This window comes from Pantoea sp. MQR6 (genome assembly GCF_022761075.1).
GTDB classification, from domain to species: Bacteria; Pseudomonadota; Gammaproteobacteria; order Enterobacterales; family Enterobacteriaceae; genus Pantoea; species Pantoea phytostimulans.
The window spans coordinates 1,281,151-1,302,892 of the sequence record NZ_JAKYXB010000001.1 but is presented as its reverse complement, the minus strand read 5'-3'; the positions used below and the strand labels follow the sequence as shown (position 1 = coordinate 1,302,892).

Here is a 21,742-nt window from a genome sequence, read left to right as displayed (position 1 = left end):
TATACCCATTAAAAATTATTCGGTTATAAAGTAATGCATAAACGCTGATCTAACTGTTGCTTGTTTTTTTGACTGGATCGAAATTTATTATGTTTTTAACATCAGTGCCTGCGTTAATGCGTAATGCAGCTATCAGTATAAAAAGCATCTTTTTATTTCTCGGCGTTAGCGCTATCAGGCGCTAAACATAACCTTTCACCTGGCGTAAATGAGGCGTTCTATGTCTATTGATCCTAATCAAGCTATATCAAATGATTTGTCAAATTTTGTTGGTACACATTTTGTTTATACTTATGATAATGGCTGGAAATATGAATGGTATGCGCGCAATGACAACACTTGTGATTATCGAATACACCAAGGCTTGGTAGGTGGCAGGTGGGTAACTAACCAAAAAATGCATGCTGTACAGTTTGCACCGGGTATTTTTAAAGCTGACTGGCACGAACCCACAGGCACATGCGTGAGTCTGCTGTTTGACCTGAACAGGAAGATTGTGCATGGCACGATATTCTTTCCGCAATGGATAGCCGGAGAAGGGCAACATCCCGAAAAAACCATCTGCTATCAGAATGAGTTCATTGATGATATGCATCGTTTTAGAGATGAGGGACCGGCTTATCCCTATGTGATCATTCCTGAATTTGCTCAGGTAACCTATATGAAAAATGAAGGGGCTGATAATGACGACGTCATTAATATGGCGCCCGGTCAGCTGCCTGAAGACTTTTTTGAAGGAAAGTAAGCTGACTCTCTCCTTGTCTAAATGATAATTATTATCATAAACTGACTTCATACAAAATGAAGGATTCGCTATGAAGTCATCCTCTACTGAAATCATCTCATCGGACTGTTGTATCGTCGGCGCTGGCCCGGCAGGTTTGATGCTTGGCTACCTGCTTGCCCGCGCAGGCTTGCGCGTTGTGGTGATCGAAAAACACCCTGATTTCCTGCGCGACTTTCGCGGCGACACCATTCACCCCTCTACGTTGCAAATCATGCATCACCTTGGGTTACTTGAAGCGTTGCTTAAGTTACCTCATCAACGCGCAGAAAAACTTCAGGTAGAAGTGGCAGGACAGGAAGTCACCATGGCCGACTTTTCACGTCTGCCGGTAAAGTGCCGCTTTATTGCTTTTATGCCACAGTGGGATTTCCTGAATTTTCTGGCAGAGAAAAGTGCTCAATTCCCCGGCTTTACTTTGCTTAAATCGACCCGGTTTGATGACTTCCTGTATGACAAAGAGGCGGTTTGCGGGGTAAAGGCCTCAGCAGAACATCGGCTGTTCGCTATTCGTGCACGCGTAGTAATTGGTGCCGATGGGCGTCGTTCAGCGGTCAGAGAAAAAACTGGTCTGACAAGCCGGGTATTCGGAGCATCACGCGATGTCATTTGGTTTAGCTTGCGTAAACAACAGGGCGATCCGAAATGGGAAATGGGACACAAAGGCCCGCGTCAAAATTTCATCATCACCGATCGCGGCGATAACTGGCAATGCGGCTATACCATTCCGAAAGACCATTTCACTGCACTGAAATCGGCGGGTCTGCCCGCGTTAAAAAAGAGCATTGCGTCGGTCGCCCCTTTTTCCGAAACGCGTATGAATGAACTCGTTGAGTGGGATCAGCTCAAGCTGCTTTCTATTCGCATTGACCGGCTTGATAAATGGATGAAGCCCGGCGTGCTTTGCATCGGCGATGCGGCACATGCGATGTCGCCCATTGGTGGTGTCGGTGTCAATCTGGCCATTCAGGATGCCGTTGCGACGGCCAACGCGTTAACCGTGCCGTTGCTAAAGGGCGAAGTGCAACTGCGCGATCTGGAGAAAGTACAGAAGCGGCGGCAGTTCCCTACGGTTGCTACCCAATTTCTGCAGATAAAAATGAGCAGCAACAAAGGAAAATCCACGGGTAAAAGCAAGATGCCCACCCTGATTCGCCGCCTTCCTTTTCTGCGCTTCGTTTTCGGCCGGCTGATTGGGTTGGGATTCAGAACGGAAAAGCCGCAAAACTTTCGATAAAACAGGGCTGACAGGGCATGTACACCTCTTTTTAGCTCGCTGCATATACCCTTTCATGTAGAGGGTTGGAGCAGGCTGAATCGTTTAACCTTTTTTGCGCATAAAGCGTTTTTTCAATGAAATCCTGACGACAGTGGATCTATAATTCTTTTGACTTGGGTGAAATACGAATCGTCTTGATTCAGATGTAAATGTTAGTAAGGAATTGCGGAGCCTGTGATACAGTTTCGCGCATAAACTAATAGAAGTGGATGCTATTTTCTTCCTCTATTTTTGGCGTTAATTTTTTGTGTTTTTCGCCCGCAGTCGATGGAGGCTTCAGTGCAAAGTAATCAAAGTGGCTACGAAGAAAGACGTCTCAAAGCGGTTAAAGCGCTTATGTCACCTGATGAAAGCAGGGATCTGGTGCTGGAAGAGTTTGTTCATCTGGCCGGACAAGTGCTAGGCATTTCAGGAAGTTTCATTTCCATCATTGATGATGACAACCAATATATTAAAGCTGCACGCAATTTTGCGCTTAAACAGTCAACCCGAGAAGATTCTCTTTGTCGTCATGTGATAGAGGGAGAGGGGCAACTTGTCATTCATGACACGCTGCTCGATGCTCGCTTTTCGGCGCATCCTTTTGTCGAAGGTGAACCGCATATTCGATTTTATGCGGGCGTTTCACTGATGAATAATGAAGGTTCCGCGTTGGGAACGCTTTGCGTCACCGATGTGCAACCTCACGAATTCAGTGAAGCCAAACTCACCACGCTAAAATTAATGGCAAATCTGGTGATGTCATTTCTGGATGCCTGGAGCCATGCCGGTTTCGCAGATTTCATGACGCATTTGCCTAACCGCCAACGGCTGATCAGAGATATTCAGCAACTTGTGGTCAATCAGCCTCATCATACCTTTAGATTGATATTGATCGATTGCATCGATATTCCGCGCTCTTATGAACTCGCACGCACGGTAGGCATTGCTCCGGTTGAGAAATTGCTCCGGCAGATGGCCTCGTTGGTGGCCGATCGTCTTCACTTACAAGCGGGGAAAAAGCTTTATTCGTTTGCTCCAGGTCGCTTTGCGATCATTCAGGAGAGTGAAGGGGCTTTGAACGCGGAAAAAGTTAGCCAGCTCCTGCAAGGTATGAATGCGGAATTGGCCGAAAATATTGCGATTGAACTGGAGGTTTATACCGGAGAAACGGTGTTTACTCCCGCTGAGATGTGTGCCAATGAGATACTACGTCAGGCAGTGAGTGCGCTGCATGAAGCCATTGGACAAGACATTAGCGCGATGTCTTTCGATGAATCTTATGACACACGCCACACCGATGATTTTCTTATCATGAATGATCTCGCCGTGGCGCTGAAAAAGGATGAGGGCCTGTATGTTGCTTATCAGCCGAAGGTTTGCCTGAAGACCGGCAAAACAGTGGGACTCGAAGCCTTGATTCGCTGGAATCATCCTGAAAGAGGGGAATTATTCCCGGCAGATTTTATTCCATTAGCGAAAAAAACCAACCTACTCTCTGATCTCACCGAATGGATTATTAGTCGGGTCATTGATCAATTAAAAAAATGGAACGTCGAGTATACGCTGATTCCCGTATCGATTAACGTCAGTGAAAAAGACTTCTCTAAAGCTGATTTTGCCAGCACGCTAGCAGCAAAAATAGATGCAGCGGAACTGCCGAGAACGCTCATTGGTATTGAATGTCTGGAAAATGAGCTAATCACGGAAAGCGATGTCGCTATTAAAGGGTTGGAATCGCTCAAATCCTACGGCTTTATTATTTCACTGGATGACTTTGGTACCGGTTATAGCAATATCAGTTATCTTCAGGATATTCCGTTGGATGTCATTAAAATTGATATGTCATTAATTACACGTCTGGGAAATGATGCTCCATCCAACATTATTGTCAAAAGCATTATTCGCATGTTAAAAGAGCTGGACTATACGGTATTAGCCGAAGGGGTCGAGACAGAAGCGACTTTGCGCCTGCTTAAAGAGTATGGTTGCGACCAAATTCAGGGCTACTTCTTTTCGAAACCGCTGCCAGCCAGCGATATGGAACATTGGCTCTATCAAAAAAGAGCCTAATAGCTACGCGCACGGGTTAGTACCCGTGCGCGTAGAATCGTATCAGCCATTCACCGCATTACAGACAGGCTTTGAGAAGTGACAGACGATCGCTCTGCACGGTATCACCCATTTCAAAGGTTTTATAGAATTTCACTTCAGACCCTTTTCCTCTTGAATAGATATCAGCAAACATCGAATCTTCCCAGGTATACACGCTGATTACCTGCTCTGTTTTTTCGATATGAGATGTCTCATCTTTAGCAATAACGGCAGTTGTTGACCAGGCATTATAAATACACTCGCTTAATTGCTGAGAAGATCTATTGCTATGCATCTGGAAAGCAGCAGGCTTATTTCTTGCGTCATCAGGTGTAACCTGACAACCGGTGAGTAAAAGTGAAATGACCAGAAAAGGAATTCGGAGCTGGATCATAGTAAACCTCTAGCGATCGCTGAATTACCTATTTAATTTTGCTGTCATTTCACCGCATATTCATTTGGCAGGTGAAGGCAGCACATATCCATCTTTAATGCTTTGCCTAAGGATTGATGCTCATTGTATTTTCAATGCAAAAAAGAACAGCGTAATTATTAGGATGATTATCCACCGTCTGTTAAAAACCTTCACATTAAACATATTGAAAATAATATTAATGCGTCATTTGAAAAAATAAAATGATTCTCATCGAATACGCTAATAACGAAAGGGCAACGGTTTTCATAATCTTCCAACCAATTATAACCTGAGTGTTAACGGTCAACGGGTAATCTGCATTATTTGCTAGGTAGGTCACAGAGCAAAAAGCGTTGAGCGCATTTATCGCTTTATCGGTTGGGTTTATTAACGGTAAAACTGCCATGACGCGCACGGCAGTTTCAGAAAAAGGATCAACGTTGTTCACCGCCAAGCACGTCGCGGATGCGTTTGGCAATCACACCAACATGGGTTTCAAGCGCAAAATGTCCGGTATCCAGCAGCTCAACCACCGCATTGGCATTATCACGCTTGTAAGCTTCAGCGCCCGGTGGAATAAAGAAGGGATCGTGCTCCCCCCAGATAATCAGCGCAGGTAACTGCGTTTTACGGAAGAAAGCCTGAAAATCGGGATAACGAGACAGATTGTTTGCATAATCCAGAAACAGATCGAGCTGAATTTCCTTGTTGCCGGGACGCTCAAGCCACAAAGCATCCAAATAATACGCCTCCGGCGCGACGCGTTCCGGCTCTGTTACGCCATGCAGATACTGCCAACGCGTGCCTTCCAGGTTCAATATGGCGTCATGAACAACCTGGCGATTCTCCTTACTGGGATTAGCCCAGTAAGCTTGAACCGGTGCCCACGCGTCACCCAATCCTTCCAGATACGCATTACCGTTTTGCGAAACGAAACCCGTTACCCGTTCAGGATAATTAAGGGCAAGCCGCAAGCCCGCAGGTGCACCGTAATCAAAGACATATAATGCATAGCTTTCCAGCCCCAGAACATCAACAAAGTCCGTTAAGGTTTGGCCAAGTGAATCGAAGCTGTAGTGATAATGACGTTCTGGAGGAACTTCAGTTAAACCGAAACCGGGCAAGTCAGGGGCAATCAGATGAAACTTATCAGCCAGCAAAGGAATCAACTCACGAAACTGGTGAGAGGAGCTTGGAAAACCGTGTAATAGCAGCAGGGTGGGATGAGAAGGTTCACCGGCTTCGCGGTAGAAAACCCGGACGCCATCGGCTTTGGCAAATTGATAGCGCACCGGGAAATGCTGATTCATTGTCATGGCAATATTCCTTAAGGGTAACTGTTAAAAATAGATTTAGAGGTTACGGTGTTCAGTATGCGCGCCTGTTGTAACCAGTCAATTGCTAATTTAAGGGTTACGGGTTTTGCCAAAGCGACTCTTATATAAATTATTTTATAAAAACCTTCATAATCAAAGGTATATTCAGGTATCGAGACGCTATTTTTATTTTTTTAGCCGTTGAGCAGGCTATGCAGTAACTGTTCAAATGTGATTTTATCGGTTACTATGGCGATAGGTTTTTACAGTTTTGAGGTGTTCAATGTCTTCTCTTGTTCAAACGCACTCAGGAAGCGGCCCGTGGTATCTCGCGGATCATGCTGCGCTTGATTTCATCAATACAGTGGCGCAGGTCGATGGACAACCGCATGATTTTTTCCAAACAGATGACGATGTTAAAACCTGGTTCACACAAGCTGGGTTGAACAGGCTATCCGACTCAACCGAATATGAATCCGGCGCACTGTTGCAGGAAGCGCGCCAACTGCGCGAAACGATCAGACGTTTGGTATTGCACAAAAAAAAGGGTGAGCGGCTTCATCCTGAAGAGTTGAACCGTTATTTGGCGCTGGCAAACAGTTATAAAAAGCTTGTCACGGACGAACAGGGTTTGCTGAGAATTACCCGGATTTATGCCAATCAAACGCCCACTCAGTGGCTGGAGCCGATGGCGGATCTTGCTGCTTCACTGCTCGCAGAAAAGGATTTCAATTTGGTGCGTGAATGTGAACATCCAGAATGCACGCTTTGGTTTTTTGACCGCACCAAAGCACATCGCCGCCGCTGGTGCAGCATGGCGCTGTGCGGTAACCGAGCAAAAGTCGCTCGATTCCGTCAGCAGCAAAAATAGATGGCGTCGTTGTTCTGTAACGTATGGCTCGCGATACGCTGCGCATTCGCTGGCTTAACACCGCCAGCCAGTGACGACGTTATGCATAATGCCTCATGAAAATTATGCTCAACGCCAATTCATTTTCTGCTTTGCTATGCTTTGAATATTGAGCAATCACATCGTTGAATAAACACCATGTGTGGACGTTTTGCGCAGTACAACAGCAGAAATGAATATTTTGATGCATTAAAGATCAAAGATGACGAAATCATTTACGACCCGCAGCCAATAGGGCGATTTAACGTTGCACCTGGCACTAAAGTCTTGCTGTTGAATGAAAGAGATGAACATCTTCATCTGGATCCGGTTTACTGGGGTTATGGTCCAGATTGGTGGCATAAACAACCGCTGATCAACGCGCGCGGCGAAACGGCAGCGAGTGGTCGTATGTTTAAACCGCTGTGGCACCATGGACGCGCTGTTGTACCTGCTGACGGTTGGTTCGAATGGAAAAGAGATGCCAGCCACAAGCAGCCCTATTTTATCTATCACCAGAACAAGCAGCCGCTGTTCTTTGCGGCCATCGGCAAAGCGCCTTACGACAAAGATCATGGTCATGAAGGCTTTGTGATTATTACGGCGGCCAGCAATAAAGGCATGGTCGATATTCACGATCGCCGGCCCTTGGTGCTCTCATCGGATGCCGTTGCCGAATGGCTAAGCCCTGAAACAACGCCTGAACGTGCGGAAGAAATTGCGCAAGACGCCGCACTGCCGGAAAAGGCGTTTGCCTGGCATCCGGTTGATAAAGCCGTCGGCAGCATTAAACATCAGGGGGCAGAGTTAGTAGAGAGAATTGATCATCCCCTGGTTTGATTGCCTATTAAAACGACACCGCAACTTATCCTGATTACGCCTTTTGTTGCGGCTAGAAGGCGACTGTAAAGTGGCTAATAATCCGAGCGTGCTGATTACCTGCAGCAGTTCAACGCGCATTCCCGTCCGTGCCCAATAACAACCGTTAACGGTGAATGGTTCTCTCCACAGGCATTAGCTATCAGCCGAGCTGATAAGCGAAGGCTATCGCATTGAAAATAAATACCGTCTGGCCGGGAAGGGGTTGTGCAGGAATAATCAGGTCATGACCACATATCGTGTACGAGTCGGGTTTCATAACCCATCAGCCCTGACATTCATGCAGTTGGATGAAATTCTTGAGCCGCAAAGATTTTGGAGAACGGACTCTTGCGGCGGACGGTTCCGTTATTTCATGGAGTATGAATATGAATCAATGAGAGACCTTTGTTCTGTCTGTTCACTGGCTTATTCGCAGGCATGCAAAGTGAAGAAGTGCCCGCTGATACTGGTCGAAGTCAAAAGCTAACCCCAAAAAACGCAATGCAGCCGATGAGCTTAATGAACGCGAAAACACACAGTAACCCTTATCAGCATCGGCTGCTGCTGACTTCACGATAAGATAACTCACCCAAGCAACAGCGAACGCACACAGAAAACATAAGCCCGTCACATGGTTTGTGGTTTCAAAATGCACTGCTGCGATGTTCTATGCTTAACCGTAACTAGCATGGAGATAAAATGATGTCAGCCGAACTCAGCAAACTACCCACACCCGATAAAGCGGAACACAACGCCTATTTTCCTTCAGCGTATTCGCTCAGCCAGTTTACGCAGCCTAAATCTGACCTCAACGACACCGAGTACGAAAAGCCTTACGCAGGCAATAAAAAAATTTTGGTGATCTGCACCGATGAGCGGTATTTGCCGCTTGAAAACGATACGCTCTTTTCAACCGGGAACCATCCGGTTGAAACGCTACTTCCCTTGTATCACCTGCATCAGGCGGGTTTTAACTTTGACGTTGCTACCCTCTCAGGGCAAATGGTCAAGTTTGAGTTTTGGGCCATGCCAGAACAGGATGAAGCCGTAGTGGGATTTCTTAACCGTAGTTTGCCGCTGTTTCGTTCGCCTCTGAAGTTGAGCGAAGTGGTTAAGGCACTCAATCCTCACTCAGACTATGCGGGGATATTTATTCCGGGTGGACATGGCGCTTTGATTGGTCTGCCTGAAAGCCAGGCAGTTGCTGACGCTATCCGCTGGACGCTGGCAAACGACCGCCATCTGATTTCAATTTGCCATGGGCCTGCGGCGTTTATCTCTCTGGATAAAGGGGATAACCCATTGCAGGGTTACGCCATCGCTGCTTTCCCTGATGCTATTGACAAGCAAACGCCGGATATCGGTTACATGCCTGGGCATCTGACCTGGTATTTTGGTGAAAAACTGGAAGCGCTGGGTCTTAAACTCATAAACGACGACATAAAAGGCACGGTGCATAAAGACCGCAAAGTACTCACCGGGGATAGCCCGTTTGCCGCTAACGCGTTAGGTAAACTTGCGGCAGAGACGTTGTTAAAAGCGCATGGTGAATGACGCTGGCATTACGCTTCGCTGCCAGCAATGCGCATTGACGCGCCTTTAACGCGCAGCGCATCAACCACCAGTGAAAACGCGGGCGACGGCTGGCGACGGCTGGGGTAATAGAGGTAATAGCCAGCAAAAGGGGGACACCACTCTTCAAGCACTCGCACCAATTTACCTTCGCTAAGATAGGGTGATAACTCCTCTTCAGGCAACCAGGCAATGCCGTGCCCCGCCAACGCGGCATCCGCCACATGCAGAGAGGAGTTGAAAATTACTTGCCCATCAACCCGTACGTTCACCTGCTTACCCTGATGTTCGAAGTCCCAAACGTACAGCCCGCCGCCGCTTACCATCCGCACATTGATACAACTGTGCTGCATAAGATCACGCGGCGTAAGGGGAGGCGGGTTCTGTGAGAAATAGGCAGGCGAGGCGGCAACCGCCATTCGCAGTTGCGGCCCAATCGGTACAGCAATCATATCTTTATCGATGGTATCGCCAAGACGCACACCCGCATCAAATCTTTCCGCGACAATGTCGGTGAAACCATAATTCACGTTGAACTCAATTTTTATATCCGGATATTGATGCATCAGAGGCGTGAGTTTCGGTAACAGCGTGGTACGTAAAATATGATCACCACTGGTAATGCGCACTGTGCCGGCCGGTTTTTCTCTAAGTTCAGTAAGAATCTCCAGTTCCGTCTCGATTTCATCGAATCGATGCCCAATCGCCAGCAATAAGCGCTCTCCAGCAACGGTGGGCGATACGCTGCGCGTGGTACGCGTTAACAAGCGAATCTGCAAACGGTTTTCCAGAGAAGTAATCGCCTGGCTCAGCGCGGGCTGAGTCACGCCCAAATGGGCTGCCGCTCGGGTAAAACTGCCTTCACGTGCCACGGTAACGAAGGAAAGCAGGTCATTGAGATTACGTTTGATCATGCCGATCACCCCTGTCATTTATAAATGTTACTTATAACCTCAGTAAGCATTCATTAGCTTGTCCTGCTGTGCGACTTCTGTAGAATTTTAACGACACCTTTTATCCCCATGCATTTTAAAAATTTCTGCGTATTCCTTTTGGTACACGCAAAGGCTTCGGCTTGCCTGAAATTTACCTGCGCATTAATGGCGCCCGAGGAAAGTTATGACTGATCAGATACAGATGGTAAAAAAAGAAGTTGAGGAAACGGCCTGCTGGAGCGGTGTATTGGCGATGACATTGTGTGTCTTTGCGCTGGTGGCATCAGAATTTATGCCAGTCAGTTTGCTGAGTCCTATTGCTCAGGATCTTCACATCAGCGAAGGGCTGGCGGGACAGGGAATCTCGATTTCCGGTGCGCTGGCGGTGTTGACCAGTTTGCTGATTTCATCCGTTGCCGGTAGCCTGGATCGCAAACAGCTGCTTTTGGCTATGACGGCATTGATGATGACCTCAAGTGCGGTAATCGCTTTAGCAAACAGCTACGTTATCTATATGACGGGCAGAGCGTTGATCGGTGTAGCCATCGGCGGTTTCTGGTCACTGTCGGCGGCTACTGCTCTTCGTCTGGTACCCAGCGCCAGCGTGCCGCGAGCACTGGCAATTTTTAACAGCGGTAATGCGCTGGCAACGGTTATCGCTGCACCATTAGGCAGCTATCTCGGCGCGATGATGGGCTGGCGAGGCGCGTTTCTTTGCCTGATCCCCGTCTCTTTAGTTGCTTTTATCTGGCAATGGATCAGTTTACCGACCTTGGCCATGGATAAAGCGCAGCAAAAGCGTGGCGGGGTGATATCCCTGCTGTCTCGCCGCTTAGTGGTTAGCGGGCTGCTCGGCTGTGGCCTGTTTTTTATGGGGCAATTTGCGCTCTTCACTTATTTGCGTCCCTTCCTCGAAAACATCACGCAGGTTGATGTCTCCACCTTATCTCTGACGTTACTGGCGATAGGTATCTCAGGATTTATGGGGACTTTACTGATTGGCCTGTTTCTCCGGGCAAACTTCTATCTCACCTTAATTGTGATTCCAGTCGCGATGGCGATCATCGCGGTTACGCTGATTGATTTTGGTCATCAAACCGGTCTGGTAATGGTGTTGCTGGCACTGTGGGGATTAGTCGCCACTGCAGCTCCTGTTGGCTGGTGGACATGGCTGGCACGAACCCTGCCAAACGATGCCGAAGCGGGAGGTGGATTGATGGTCGCGGTGGTGCAACTTTCCATTGCGCTCGGTTCAACCGCCGGTGGCCTGATGTTTGATCATCGCGGTTATCAAAGCACCTTTGCCCTAAGCGCCGCGCTGTTGCTGCTGGCTGCGTTTATCACTTGGCTGACAGCACGCAGTGAAAAAAAATAGATTTGTGAAGCAGGCGCTGGCCTGATTGTTTATCGATCAATAAGGTCGGCGTAATGAAAAGTTTCATCTGACACATGAATGGCGGCGGGTCTGGCTGACACAGTGCGGCCAGACCAATGAAAGCAGGCAACAACTGTTCTGCTGAAGCGTCGAATCAATGCGTTAGATGAGGTTGAAAAAAGCTTTTTTTATCACTGCTGCGACGAGTGATTACACTATTATTTACCTGGCCCGACCAGATCGGTTGCGTTTGGGCGTAATGATAATAGAACCAGGTAGATGTAATGAACTTTAAGCAGTTTCAAACCAGGATTGAGCTTTGGTCCACACTTTATTTCTCAGCAGTCATCAGCAGCCAATATGGTTCAGATTATGAAATATACGTAACTGACCAAACAAGTAATGCGAAAGGCAAACTGTTTATTACTTCTGCTGCAGACGAAGCTGAGGCGAATCAGCTTATTAAGCAGTTTAGTTTGTGGTTGATAAAGATAAACAGTGAGAACAGGAAACAACAACGCGATAGGTATCATGAAGGTGAAATTGATTTTTCCATTAAATAATATTCGCCAGCCTATTTCGATGAGATGTAATAATCCCTTTTTACTGTAAACAGCAGAAAGCATTAAGCTGGCCGAATAAATAAATCAGCCCTTGCAGATAAAACAGAGCGCTAACAGCCTGTTTCTCTGTATAGGGCTTCATCAGGAAAGCAAGTCGGACAGGTTGGTCTTAATTCACGGACGCTTTTGACGGCGCAGTACATGCGCTAAACCGACAAGGGCAGGATCAAAAATCGACTTGAACCTGCGCCTATCAGGCATCATAAAACCCGGTTTTCTCTAGCAATCTGCGCGCATACATATGCTCCGCATCGGATGCGCCTCTGTCAGTGACCTCACGCATCAAGCAAACAGAAACGTCCCCTAAGGCAGCAGGGCGCCTGCATCCACTTTTGTCATACCATTCAAAAGACCAGCTGTCTGATTTCCGACGATGATAAATAGTCAGCCAGGTACTGCAATTGGCAGGATATCCGCTGAATACTTCCACTCGCTTATCCGAAATTTTTTTCGTTAGCGAAAGCAGTAAGGTCAATGCCGATGACACCATGGATGCATTGGATACTGTATTCATGAGGGCCTCTGAGTAACAAGTCACTTAACTGTGAAGTTGATGTAAATGGTTTGCTGTTGGGGCGCGTATCAATCATTTGTGTTTCACCCGCTTCGGAGCCAGATGCCACTTATCTTCTGGCAAAGCGTAATCTACAGACCGGTTTTCCGTGAGCGAGAGATCGCCTGTCGCGCTTAAATCATAGCGTAATCGTAAAAAAATACAGGGATTGAGTAAAAAAGTTCATCATTGCTGTAACGTCACAAAGAAAAAGCCGCCCTGAGGCGGCTGGGGGAATCGATTCGATACTTACTTCGGTACTTCTGAAACCGATTTTACATCGGTTTTATTAATCTGCTGTTTAACACCGTTAGCGTCGGTGTAAGCCAGCAAACCTGCATCTGATTCTGCAGGTTTGCCGTCACTGATGATCGTGCGGCCATCATTGGTATGAATGGCATAACTTGTGCTGGTGCAGCCCGTCAATGCAGCCATACCCAATACTGCTGCCAGCGGTAAAATCAGGAATTTTTTCATATCAGTCACCTTATATTAGTTATCAAGTTCGCTCATATTGCTTATCTGATTGCGGTTGATCTGCTCTTCCTTGCCAGTCTGTGCATCCTTGTAAGAGACTAAACCGGTATCGTTATCGATCTGAGGTTTGCCGTCAGTCACGATTGTGCGTCCATCTGTGGTCTTAATTGATTGGTTGGCAGCACATCCAGCAAGCGTACCTAAAGAAATGACCAATAAAGCAACAGTTGAAAGGGATTTCATATTCATTTTCATCTCCTTGAATTAAAAACAGACCTTAATAGCGTAGACAATATTTGAAAAATTTCCGCTTGGAATTAAGTGACTGGATAATAATTAAACAACAAAATCAGTCAGATAGAATAATCCTGGCTATATAGAGTCTTGTTAAAAGCATTTATTGCAAAAGTAACGACGTTTTTATAAGCACAAGTGTTCACAATTAAACACGCTGCAAGCTTAAATTTACATTTGAATTTATGCTATTTTTACTGCAACTATTTTGTTTTTCAAATCGACTATTGCCAACAATAAATGACTGATTGCTCTGCTTACGTCAATTTCACGCTATTCTTCAGAAATTTTGCGTTGAATTAATGCTGAGCAGGGCTGCTATGCTGTTGAGTAGCCGTTCAGTCGATTAAATAAATGCCTGCCACAATCGCGCTAACAGAAAGAATATGTAATAGCTCAGTCATTGTTATTTCTCCTGATGAATACCTGACCTCTACAGTGAAGAAGCTGACAGCCAATACGTCAAAAAAATTTACATTTTTCTGAGGCTGTCGAAGTTGAATACGTTTTACAGGCAGGCGTTTTAGGTTGGGGCAGGATAATAAAAGAGACCTCTTTACTTCTGCATAGCCCGTTAATAAAAACGGCAGAGGTAACGAATATCCATTTTCAGTGATGAACGAGGTGTCTAAAAGCGCGTGTTTTTTCCAAAAAAAATCCTCTCTTTTGAGAGGAAAATATAAGAAATTGTCGAATTTAGAATCTCTCTTAAATCATTTCCCTGGTGAAGGCATGACTCAAAGAGTTTCCTCACTGTAACATACTGCGCTAATCGGTCTAGAGGGCTGATCTTTGGAAAAAAGGTTTTCCATCTAAAGGTTAGCTGACTAATTTTTGGGATAAGTATTGTATTCAACAAGTTGTGAAATGTGGAATTTAAGTGTCGTTTTAATTGAAATAAAAACTAACAAAAGCAAAGAGAAATTAATGATTTCTTAACAGTTTACGTGACGCTTTCGGCTCTTATCAGCGTCAGGGTTACAGAAAAAAAGAAAAAGGTGTTTTATAAAATTACTGGCGTCATTCTAATTTTGGCATTCAGAGCGATGAGGTAATGACACTGAGACGCAGAAATAAGCTGTTTGCAATAAATCTGGGAAATTAAAATCCGGAACTTGAAACCAAGAACGTGTAATCAGGGGTTTAAAATCAGGAAAGGGAAGACTCAATAACGCTTTGATACCGTCAGGAAAAAGGTCTATTCAAAAAAGATGACAGAAAAAAAAGCCTCTGGAGGTGGAAATCCATAACACCTGCAGAGGCGATGCAATGCATCGTTCGTTACGCGTGGCTGAATGCCACCGCATGACGTTATACAAAAAGAGTAGGCTTGTACAATTTTATCCGGTGCAAATTGTGTGGTCTGAGGTGTCATGAAAGGGCTGTTTATAACACCCTCTTTTAGCCACAAGCTGATTAAGGATAGGGTCGCGCGGGAAGCATAAAATAATCTTGCGTAACGTGAGTTAAAGAGATAGCCACAACGCTTTGTAAGGGCAGCCGGTCTTGAGGTTAATTAAGGTCTTCAATCTTATTGTTGCAATAAAAATACTGTTTAAAGAAGTGATTAAAAAAGCCCCCTGATTTGGGGGGCTAAAGGGTAGGAGTTAGTACATGCTCTGCGACCGGAGCGGATTTCGTCACAGAGCCATTTGAATATAGACAACGTTAAAAAAGATGTAGGGACCTTTTTTAAAAAATAGAGCTATTAATCATGCAATTAAAAAGTATCTTTTGGTTATTTTTATTTATTACAGTTACTTGCTAAGCCTGAAATCGGTTACTAAGAATTATCTTTAAAAGGCACTGTGCTAAATATTTTTCAACAGCCAAGGAAAAATAAAGCGCTGTGTAAAACTGATTCAGAGGCTAAAAATTTATAATGACGATAAATAAAAGGCGGGAAAGAGACGCTAGCGTGATGCCGAACGACAAAATTTAAGGAAAAGGCAGGCCACCTGAAACGTGGCCTGAGATGCACTGTCAATCCATTGAAGGCGGTTCATATTTAATGTACTGACGAACAGCGTCGTGAATGTCTCTGTTATCACCTTCATCCAGGCCGCGACCTGCATACTCTTTGGCCAAGGCTTCAAGCACGTCATCGAATTTGCCTTTGTAGTTAAGATTATTGAGGGCGATCTGCTGCCCCATAATTTCTCTTAATACGTGGGTTTCGATTCTCAGTTGATGCACCGTGTCTTCAAGGTTCTTGATGCGATCTTCGTCTGACATATTACCTCCACTGTTAAAACAGACAGAATAGTCAAGCGACTCCCCGGCAGGCAAGCGCAGTGTCGCACTAAAGTGACCTGTCCGCACATTGGCGGGCTTTATTACGCTTGCGGGTTAAGTAAACCTGGTGTGTAGGCTTATCGACGCTACTTGCTGGGCGGGGTGTTCATGCGCTTTAAAGCATTCACACCGAGCAGGATGAAATAAAAACCCGGTAATAAAAGTAAGAGGGTGAGCAGCGGATTGAAACCCGTCTCTTGTGCTCTGCGAAAACACGCTAAGAGCAAGGTAAACCAGGCAAACAGACCTATCGCGGCCAAGGCTGCGCCATAATTTTTCATTTTGAATTCTCCCCATACGCTGAGGAAAGTATCGGCAGCCCAGCCGAAGGTATGAATAAATCATCATGACCGCTGATGCCCTCCTGCTACGACTCAGACCGTTCTGTATCAAACGTGGTTATCACGCGCATTGATTGCCGGAGCCTGCTGTGAGAGGCGTGAGAAATCAGTGCCTGCCGGGTGCTGATAGAGCCGCAAATCGAAGTAGCCGACAATGGCATAGATGTATTCGAATATCTCTGCTTGCGTGTTCTCGTAATCGATCCACAAGGTGGAGGAGGTGAAGCAGTAAACTTCGATCGGTAAACCATCGGGTGAAGGCTTTAACGCACGCACCACGATATACATCTCTTTATTAATATCATCACGTTGAGAAAGAAAGGCGGTGAGATATTTGCGGAAAACAGTGAGGTTGGTAATGCCATTTTCCAAAAACCAGCGGTCGCCAACGGCCGTGATATCACGACCATCAAGCAGCACCGAAAGCGGCTCACTGACCGCACGTATTTGGCTCATCGATTGAAGCATCTCCTGATTCACGAAAGTCACCGATCGCTGATCCAAATAGAAGCTTCGCATGATGCGACGCGCGCCGGAGGAGAACATCGCCTGCCAGTTGGTATAGATTTCCGTCAAAAAGTTTTTAGTCGGAATGCGGGAAATCGTATTGTCCCAGTTACGTATGGTGATGGTGTGCAGGGCGATATCAATCACTTCGCCGCTGATACTGTTTTCAGGCATTTCAATCCAGTCACCGAGCTGCAGCACATCATTGGAGGAAACCTGGATATTTGCCACCAGTGACAGCAAAGTGTGCTGAAAGATCAGCATCAAGACGGCGGCCACAGCACCCAAACTGGAAATAATAATCGCTGGCGACTTATTAGACATAATCGCCAGAATCATGATCGCGGAGAGGATATGAACCAGTATTTTTCCTATCTGGATGTAGCCCTTAATCGAGTGATTTTTGCGTTTCGACTTTTTCGAATAGGAGTTATTAACGATCTCCAGCACTTCGGTAAAAAACAGTGAAAGATAAATAAAGAACAAAATGCCGCAAATGGTTTTGATAGCAATAAGTAAATGCTCGGGAAGTTCCGGCATAAATTGCAGAAAATAATAGACGGTAATGACAGGGATAAAATTCGAGAGTTTCTCTGAAATTCTGACATCTTTATCGAGGGGGACATCTTTTTTATGGCTGCTAAAAAAGACTTTTCTCACCACTTTAACCACAAAGAACTTACAGATCAGGTGCGCAATCATACCTGTCAAAATTAATAAAATAATGCTGAAGGTGGCGGAAAGAAACGCATTGCCCTCAATGAAATTCGTTAAATCCTTAATGTAACTCATCATAACCATATGCCTAAAAATGTTAGGGCGAATTCAAACATATTCAGGCAGGAAAGTGTATGCGGGGAATGCGCAAAATGAACAGGCGTTGCTGGGAGGTACTGACAGTTTGGCGGGGCCTTTATTCACTCATTTGAGGCGATGAGCACCTCCGCCTGTAAAGCCACGGCAACAGTCATGCCCCATCGCATGAGCCTAAAACAGCGCGAGTAACGTTTCGTTACCTCACTCCGACGGTGATTAGTGTGGATTCTGACTTACTTAACATTCATTCCTTCTTATAATGTTGTCACCATTTGCTCAGGAGATCCCACCATGTTGAAAGGATTGACCGTTGGCGCTGTGCTGGTTTTGTCTGGGTGCAGTTTGATGCACACGCAGCCCGAGCAGCCAAAAACGCTGCATTATCGTTGCGGAACGCTGCCACTGACTGTCACGCTGGATAATGCGCAACAGCAAGTCAGCTTTATTATGGATGGCAAGCCGCTCACGTTGAAGCAGACTCAGTCTGCCTCTGGCACGCGTTACAGCGACGATAATTATGTTTTCTGGTCAAAGGGCAACGGCGCATTTATCGAGCGTAATGATAAGATTGTCGTCAACGATTGTGAGCTGCAACCTGCCAATTAATTTGAAAGAGTCATCATCATGAGCGACAGCGCATCTTTTCAAACTATTTCCCATCTGCGTCGCGAGTACACCCGCGGCGGATTACGCCGTAAGGATCTGCCCGACGATCCGCTGGTTCTGTTCGAAAACTGGCTGAAGCAAGCCTGCGAAGCCCAGTTGCCCGATCCTACCGCCATGACTGTCGCGACGGTGGATGAAAATGGACAACCTTACCAACGCATCGTGTTGCTCAAACATTATGATGCACAAGGCATGGTTTTCTATACCAATCTTGGCAGCCGTAAAGCGCTGCAGTTAGCCAACAATCCGCGCATTGCGCTGCATTTTCCGTGGCACTTTCTTGAGCGTCAGGTAATGGTGCTGGGTGAAGTCGAAAAACTGTCACCGCTCGAGGTGCTGAAATACTTCCACAGCCGGCCGCGAGACAGCCAAATTGGTGCATGGGTGTCGAAACAGTCGAGCCGCATCTCTGCGCGTGGCGTGTTGGAAGGAAAATTCCTTGAGCTCAAGCAAAAATTCCAGCAAGGGGAAGTGCCCTTACCGAGTTTTTGGGGCGGATATCGGGTGAAATTTCATACCGTTGAGTTCTGGCAGGGCGGTGAACATCGTCTTCACGATCGCTTCATCTATCAACGTGAAAGCGATGGCTGGAAAATCGACCGACTCGCGCCTTAAAACTGTACCTTTCTCGCCTTTCAACGCTGGCACAGAAGTCGCCAGCGCTTTATGCTATAGCCCTCGTTTTTTTTGATTCCGCAACTCAGCGGAAAGCTGTGTACCAGCCTAGGTGCAGTCTGATCAATTTGGAGTCAGTGATGACCAGCAGTAACCTGATACAACAATTGCAGGAGAGGGGCTTGATCGCCCAGGTGACGGATGAAGACGCGTTAGTAGAGAAACTGGCGCAAGGGCCAATTTCGCTCTATTGCGGCTTTGACCCCACTGCTGACAGCTTGCACTTGGGCCATCTGGTACCGCTGCTCTGCCTGAAGCGTTTTCAGGATGCCGGACATAAGCCGGTTGCGCTGGTCGGTGGTGCTACCGGCCTGATTGGCGATCCGAGCTTTAAAGCCGCAGAGCGTAAACTCAATACCAGCGACACCGTGGGTGAATGGGTTGAGAAAATCCGTAAGCAAGTCGCGCCGTTCCTCGACTTTGATTGCGGCAGTAACAGTGCCATCGCGGCCAACAATTACGACTGGTTTGGCAGCATGAACGTGCTGACTTTCCTGCGTGACATCGGTAAGCACTTCTCTGTGAACCAGATGATCAATAAAGAAGCGGTGAAGCAGCGTTTGAACCGTGACGATCAAGGTATCTCGTTCACCGAATTCTCTTACAACCTGTTGCAGGGCTACGATTTTGCCTGCCTGAACGAACTGCACGGCGTTTCTTTGCAAATCGGCGGTTCCGATCAGTGGGGCAATATCACTTCGGGTATCGATTTAACGCGTCGTCTGCATCAAAACCAGGTGTTTGGTTTAACCGTTCCCCTGATCACCAAATCGGATGGCACCAAATTTGGTAAAACTGAAGGCGGCGCGGTCTGGCTCGATGCCAAGAAAACCAGCCCATACAAGTTCTATCAGTTCTGGATCAACACCGCAGACTCTGACGTCTATCGTTTCCTGAAATTCTTCACCTTCTTAAGCATCAACGAAATCAATGCGCTGGAAGAAGAGGACAAAAACAGTGGTACCGCGCCGCGTGCGCAATATGTGTTGGCTGAACAGGTCACGCGTCTGGTACACGGTGAAGAGGGCTTAGCCGCCGCTAAACGCATCACCGCGAGCCTCTTCTCTGGCTCGGTCAACGACATGACTGAGGCAGATTTCGAGCAGCTGGCGCAGGATGGCATGCCAACCATTTCGCTGGGCGCTGAGGACGATCTGCAACAGGCGCTGGTGAAAGCGGAGCTGGTGCCATCACGCGGCCAGGCTCGTACCATGATTGGTTCCAATGCCGTGGCACTCAACGGTGAAAAACAGTCTGACGCCGAATATCGCTTCAGTGATACTGACAAACTGTTTAACCGCTACACACTGCTGCGTCGCGGTAAAAAACATTACTGCCTGATCAACTGGCAGTAAGCTTTCAGGGCCGACTTTCGGCCCTTTTTTATGGCAAGGGCAGTACAGGGTAAAATGAAAAATATTCTCGCAATCCAGTCACACGTTGTTTTTGGTCATGCCGGGAATGCGGCAGCGGAATTTCCGATGCGCCGCATGGGCGCAAACGTTTGGCCATTAAACACGGTTCAATTCTCCAACCATACGCAATACGGTCACTGGACCGGCACGGTAATGCCGGCGACGCACTTGACGGATATCGTTAAAGGCATTGCGGATATCGATCGCCTCAAAACCTGCAATGCGGTATTGAGCGGATATCTCGGTTCAGCCGAGCAGGGCGAGCAGATCCTTGAGATCGTGCGTCAGGTGAAAGCGGCCAACCCGGATGCATGGTATTTCTGCGATCCAGTCATGGGACATCCTGAAAAAGGCTGCATCGTTGCGCCTGGCGTGGCGGAATTTCACTGCAAGATGGCTTTACCCGCCAGCGATATCATTGCGCCGAACTTGCTTGAGCTGGAAATGCTCAGCGAGCGCACTGTCACCAGCGTGGAAACCGCCGTGGACGCAGCACGTCAGCTGATTACCCAAGGGCCGAAAGTGGTGCTGATTAAACATTTGGCGCGTGCCGGACGTCGTAGCGATCGCTTTGAAATGCTGCTGGTTACTGCCGATGAAGCCTGGCACATCAGCCGCCCGCTGGTGGATTTTGGTGTTCGCCAACCGGTTGGCGTCGGTGATTTAACCAGCGGCCTGTTGCTGGTCGATTTGCTGCACGGAAAGTCACTGCAAGATGCACTAGAGCACGTCACGGCAGCGGTATATGAAGTGATGCTGAAAACCCATGAAATGGGCGAGTATGAACTGCAACTGGTCGCCGCGCAGGATGCGATTGCGCAACCTACGCAGCACTTTGCTGCCGAGAAGTTATAACGCAAAAGGGCCGACTTGTCGGCCCTTGTCTCTACTCTAACCCTTCCGCCTTCAGCGCCGCCTGTACCGCTGGACGTTCCTTCACGCGACTGAACCAGCTTTCCAATGCATCCAGGTGAGACAAGTCTAATTTAATCGCATGGGCCCATCGCGTGACGACAAACAGATAAGCGTCTGCCACGCTAAAACGCAGCCCCATTAGCCACTGCTTCTCCCGCAACGCGTCATCGACGTAACTGAATTTATTCTCCAGCTGCGCGCGTAGCAGCGCTTTATACTCTTCGGGTGTCGTCGAGCTGAATAACGGGCTAAATCGCTTGTGCAGTTCGCTGCTAATGAAGCTTAGCCATTCCAGAGTGTGATAGCGTGTCAGGCTGCCAACGGGGGCCAGAAGATGGCGATCGGGCTTCAAATCAGCCAGATACTGCACAATCGCCACGCCTTCCGTCAGCACCGTGCCATCATTAAGCTCCAGCGCGGGGACCTGTCCTTTAGGGTTGATCTGCCAGTAATCTTCACTGCGCTCGGTTATTTTCTTCGCCAAATCGACATTCACCTGCGTAAAGTCGTGCCCGCATTCACGCATTACGATGTGCGGTGAGAGCGAGCAGGCACCTGCCTTGCAATAGAGTTTCATCATGTTGACTCCAGGTTGCGATGGGATCTTTGCATAATAAATCGTCAACGCGGAATTGCCAGTGATGAGGATCAGGGAATTACCCGTAG

Annotated in this window: 23 protein-coding genes; 13 read left to right on the top strand and 10 right to left on the bottom strand. The window is 47.2% G+C overall.

Translation table 11 applies throughout. The annotated features are described in order from the left end of the window. The first annotated feature begins 220 nt into the window (after positions 1–220). The 3 genes from MUG06_RS06005 (at position 221) to MUG06_RS05995 (ending at position 4,115) form a co-directional block, all read left to right on the top strand. The gene (locus MUG06_RS06005; protein ID WP_243078047.1) at positions 221–745 is read left to right on the top strand and encodes a phenolic acid decarboxylase; all 525 of its coding nucleotides are present in this window, start codon (positions 221–223) and stop codon (positions 743–745) included. A gap of 70 nt (positions 746–815) precedes the next feature. After that, positions 816–2,021: an FAD-dependent oxidoreductase gene (locus MUG06_RS06000; RefSeq protein ID WP_243078046.1), complete on the top strand. Its 1,206-nt coding sequence runs from the start codon at positions 816–818 to the stop codon at positions 2,019–2,021. Between the two features lie 321 nt (positions 2,022–2,342). Beyond that, positions 2,343–4,115, top strand: a complete 1,773-nt coding sequence (locus tag MUG06_RS05995; protein ID WP_243078045.1) for a sensor domain-containing phosphodiesterase — start codon at positions 2,343–2,345, stop codon at positions 4,113–4,115. 58 nt (positions 4,116–4,173) lie between these two features. On the opposite strand, the gene MUG06_RS05990 is transcribed toward MUG06_RS05995, so the two are convergent. The 3 genes from MUG06_RS05990 to MUG06_RS05980 form a co-directional block, all read right to left on the bottom strand. Then, positions 4,174–4,530 carry a hypothetical protein gene (locus MUG06_RS05990; RefSeq protein WP_243078044.1) on the bottom strand — a complete coding sequence of 119 codons (357 nt, stop codon included), beginning with the start codon at positions 4,528–4,530 and terminating at the stop codon, positions 4,174–4,176. Between the two features lie 217 nt (positions 4,531–4,747). Further along, the gene (locus tag MUG06_RS05985; RefSeq protein ID WP_243078043.1) at positions 4,748–4,999 is read right to left on the bottom strand and encodes a hypothetical protein; all 252 of its coding nucleotides are present in this window, start codon (positions 4,997–4,999) and stop codon (positions 4,748–4,750) included. Beyond that, on the bottom strand, positions 4,986–5,867 hold the full coding sequence (locus MUG06_RS05980) for an alpha/beta hydrolase (RefSeq protein WP_243078042.1): 882 nt from the start codon (positions 5,865–5,867) through the stop codon (positions 4,986–4,988). Before MUG06_RS05980 ends, MUG06_RS05985 begins: the two co-directional genes overlap by 14 nt. A gap of 283 nt (positions 5,868–6,150) precedes the next feature. Here MUG06_RS05980 and MUG06_RS05975 point away from each other — a divergent pair, with 283 nt between their 5' ends. From MUG06_RS05975 to hchA, 4 genes are all read left to right on the top strand, one after another. Beyond that, on the top strand, positions 6,151–6,738 hold the full coding sequence (locus tag MUG06_RS05975) for an ABATE domain-containing protein (protein WP_243078041.1): 588 nt from the start codon (positions 6,151–6,153) through the stop codon (positions 6,736–6,738). A 177-nt stretch (positions 6,739–6,915) separates the two neighbouring features. Then, positions 6,916–7,596 carry an SOS response-associated peptidase family protein gene (locus MUG06_RS05970; RefSeq protein ID WP_215846911.1) on the top strand — a complete coding sequence of 227 codons (681 nt, stop codon included), beginning with the start codon at positions 6,916–6,918 and terminating at the stop codon, positions 7,594–7,596. Between the two features lie 265 nt (positions 7,597–7,861). Further along, the gene (locus tag MUG06_RS05965) at positions 7,862–8,104 is read left to right on the top strand and encodes a hypothetical protein (RefSeq protein ID WP_243078040.1); all 243 of its coding nucleotides are present in this window, start codon (positions 7,862–7,864) and stop codon (positions 8,102–8,104) included. 215 nt (positions 8,105–8,319) lie between these two features. Beyond that, positions 8,320–9,171, top strand: a complete 852-nt coding sequence (gene hchA, locus MUG06_RS05960; protein ID WP_243078501.1) for a glyoxalase III HchA — start codon at positions 8,320–8,322, stop codon at positions 9,169–9,171. Positions 9,172–9,179: 8 nt separating this feature from the next. Here the strand turns inward: hchA and MUG06_RS05955 are convergent, their stop codons facing one another. Then, entirely contained in the window at positions 9,180–10,103 is a 924-nt protein-coding gene (locus MUG06_RS05955) for a LysR family transcriptional regulator (RefSeq protein WP_243078039.1), read from the bottom strand. A gap of 205 nt (positions 10,104–10,308) precedes the next feature. On the opposite strand from MUG06_RS05955, the gene MUG06_RS05950 reads away from it, so the two are divergent. Beyond that, a complete protein-coding gene (locus tag MUG06_RS05950; protein WP_243078038.1) occupies positions 10,309–11,499 on the top strand; it encodes an MFS transporter in 1,191 nt (396 codons plus the stop codon). A 284-nt stretch (positions 11,500–11,783) separates the two neighbouring features. Further along, the gene (locus tag MUG06_RS05945; RefSeq protein WP_243078037.1) at positions 11,784–12,062 is read left to right on the top strand and encodes a hypothetical protein; all 279 of its coding nucleotides are present in this window, start codon (positions 11,784–11,786) and stop codon (positions 12,060–12,062) included. A gap of 862 nt (positions 12,063–12,924) precedes the next feature. Here MUG06_RS05945 and MUG06_RS05940 read toward each other — a convergent pair. From MUG06_RS05940 to MUG06_RS05920, 5 genes are all read right to left on the bottom strand, one after another. Continuing rightward, positions 12,925–13,152 (bottom strand): YgdI/YgdR family lipoprotein, encoded by a 228-nt coding sequence (locus tag MUG06_RS05940; RefSeq protein WP_215846908.1) that lies wholly within the window; start codon positions 13,150–13,152, stop codon positions 12,925–12,927. Between the two features lie 15 nt (positions 13,153–13,167). Beyond that, a complete protein-coding gene (locus tag MUG06_RS05935; protein ID WP_215846907.1) occupies positions 13,168–13,401 on the bottom strand; it encodes a YgdI/YgdR family lipoprotein in 234 nt (77 codons plus the stop codon). 2,028 nt (positions 13,402–15,429) lie between these two features. Further along, on the bottom strand, positions 15,430–15,681 hold the full coding sequence (locus MUG06_RS05930) for a hypothetical protein (protein WP_215846906.1): 252 nt from the start codon (positions 15,679–15,681) through the stop codon (positions 15,430–15,432). 146 nt (positions 15,682–15,827) lie between these two features. Beyond that, the gene (locus MUG06_RS05925) at positions 15,828–16,022 is read right to left on the bottom strand and encodes a hypothetical protein (RefSeq protein ID WP_243078036.1); all 195 of its coding nucleotides are present in this window, start codon (positions 16,020–16,022) and stop codon (positions 15,828–15,830) included. A 108-nt stretch (positions 16,023–16,130) separates the two neighbouring features. Further along, complete coding sequence (locus tag MUG06_RS05920; protein WP_243078500.1) at positions 16,131–17,381, bottom strand: mechanosensitive ion channel domain-containing protein; 1,251 nt, start codon at positions 17,379–17,381, stop codon at positions 16,131–16,133. A gap of 315 nt (positions 17,382–17,696) precedes the next feature. Between MUG06_RS05920 and MUG06_RS05915 the strand changes: the two genes are divergently transcribed. The 4 genes from MUG06_RS05915 to pdxY all read left to right on the top strand — a co-directional run bounded on the left by MUG06_RS05915 (position 17,697) and on the right by pdxY (position 21,016). Beyond that, positions 17,697–18,011 carry an MliC family protein gene (locus MUG06_RS05915; RefSeq protein ID WP_215846905.1) on the top strand — a complete coding sequence of 105 codons (315 nt, stop codon included), beginning with the start codon at positions 17,697–17,699 and terminating at the stop codon, positions 18,009–18,011. Positions 18,012–18,029: 18 nt separating this feature from the next. Continuing rightward, the gene (gene pdxH / locus MUG06_RS05910; protein ID WP_215846904.1) at positions 18,030–18,686 is read left to right on the top strand and encodes a pyridoxamine 5'-phosphate oxidase; all 657 of its coding nucleotides are present in this window, start codon (positions 18,030–18,032) and stop codon (positions 18,684–18,686) included. Between the two features lie 140 nt (positions 18,687–18,826). Then, positions 18,827–20,101, top strand: coding sequence for a tyrosine--tRNA ligase (gene tyrS, locus MUG06_RS05905; protein WP_243078035.1), 1,275 nt, complete (start codon positions 18,827–18,829; stop codon positions 20,099–20,101). Between the two features lie 54 nt (positions 20,102–20,155). Beyond that, positions 20,156–21,016 (top strand): pyridoxal kinase PdxY, encoded by an 861-nt coding sequence (gene pdxY / locus MUG06_RS05900; protein WP_215846902.1) that lies wholly within the window; start codon positions 20,156–20,158, stop codon positions 21,014–21,016. A 31-nt stretch (positions 21,017–21,047) separates the two neighbouring features. On the opposite strand, the gene gstA is transcribed toward pdxY, so the two are convergent. Then, on the bottom strand, positions 21,048–21,653 hold the full coding sequence (gstA, locus tag MUG06_RS05895) for a glutathione transferase GstA (protein ID WP_215848285.1): 606 nt from the start codon (positions 21,651–21,653) through the stop codon (positions 21,048–21,050). Between the last annotated feature and the right edge of the window lie 89 nt (positions 21,654–21,742).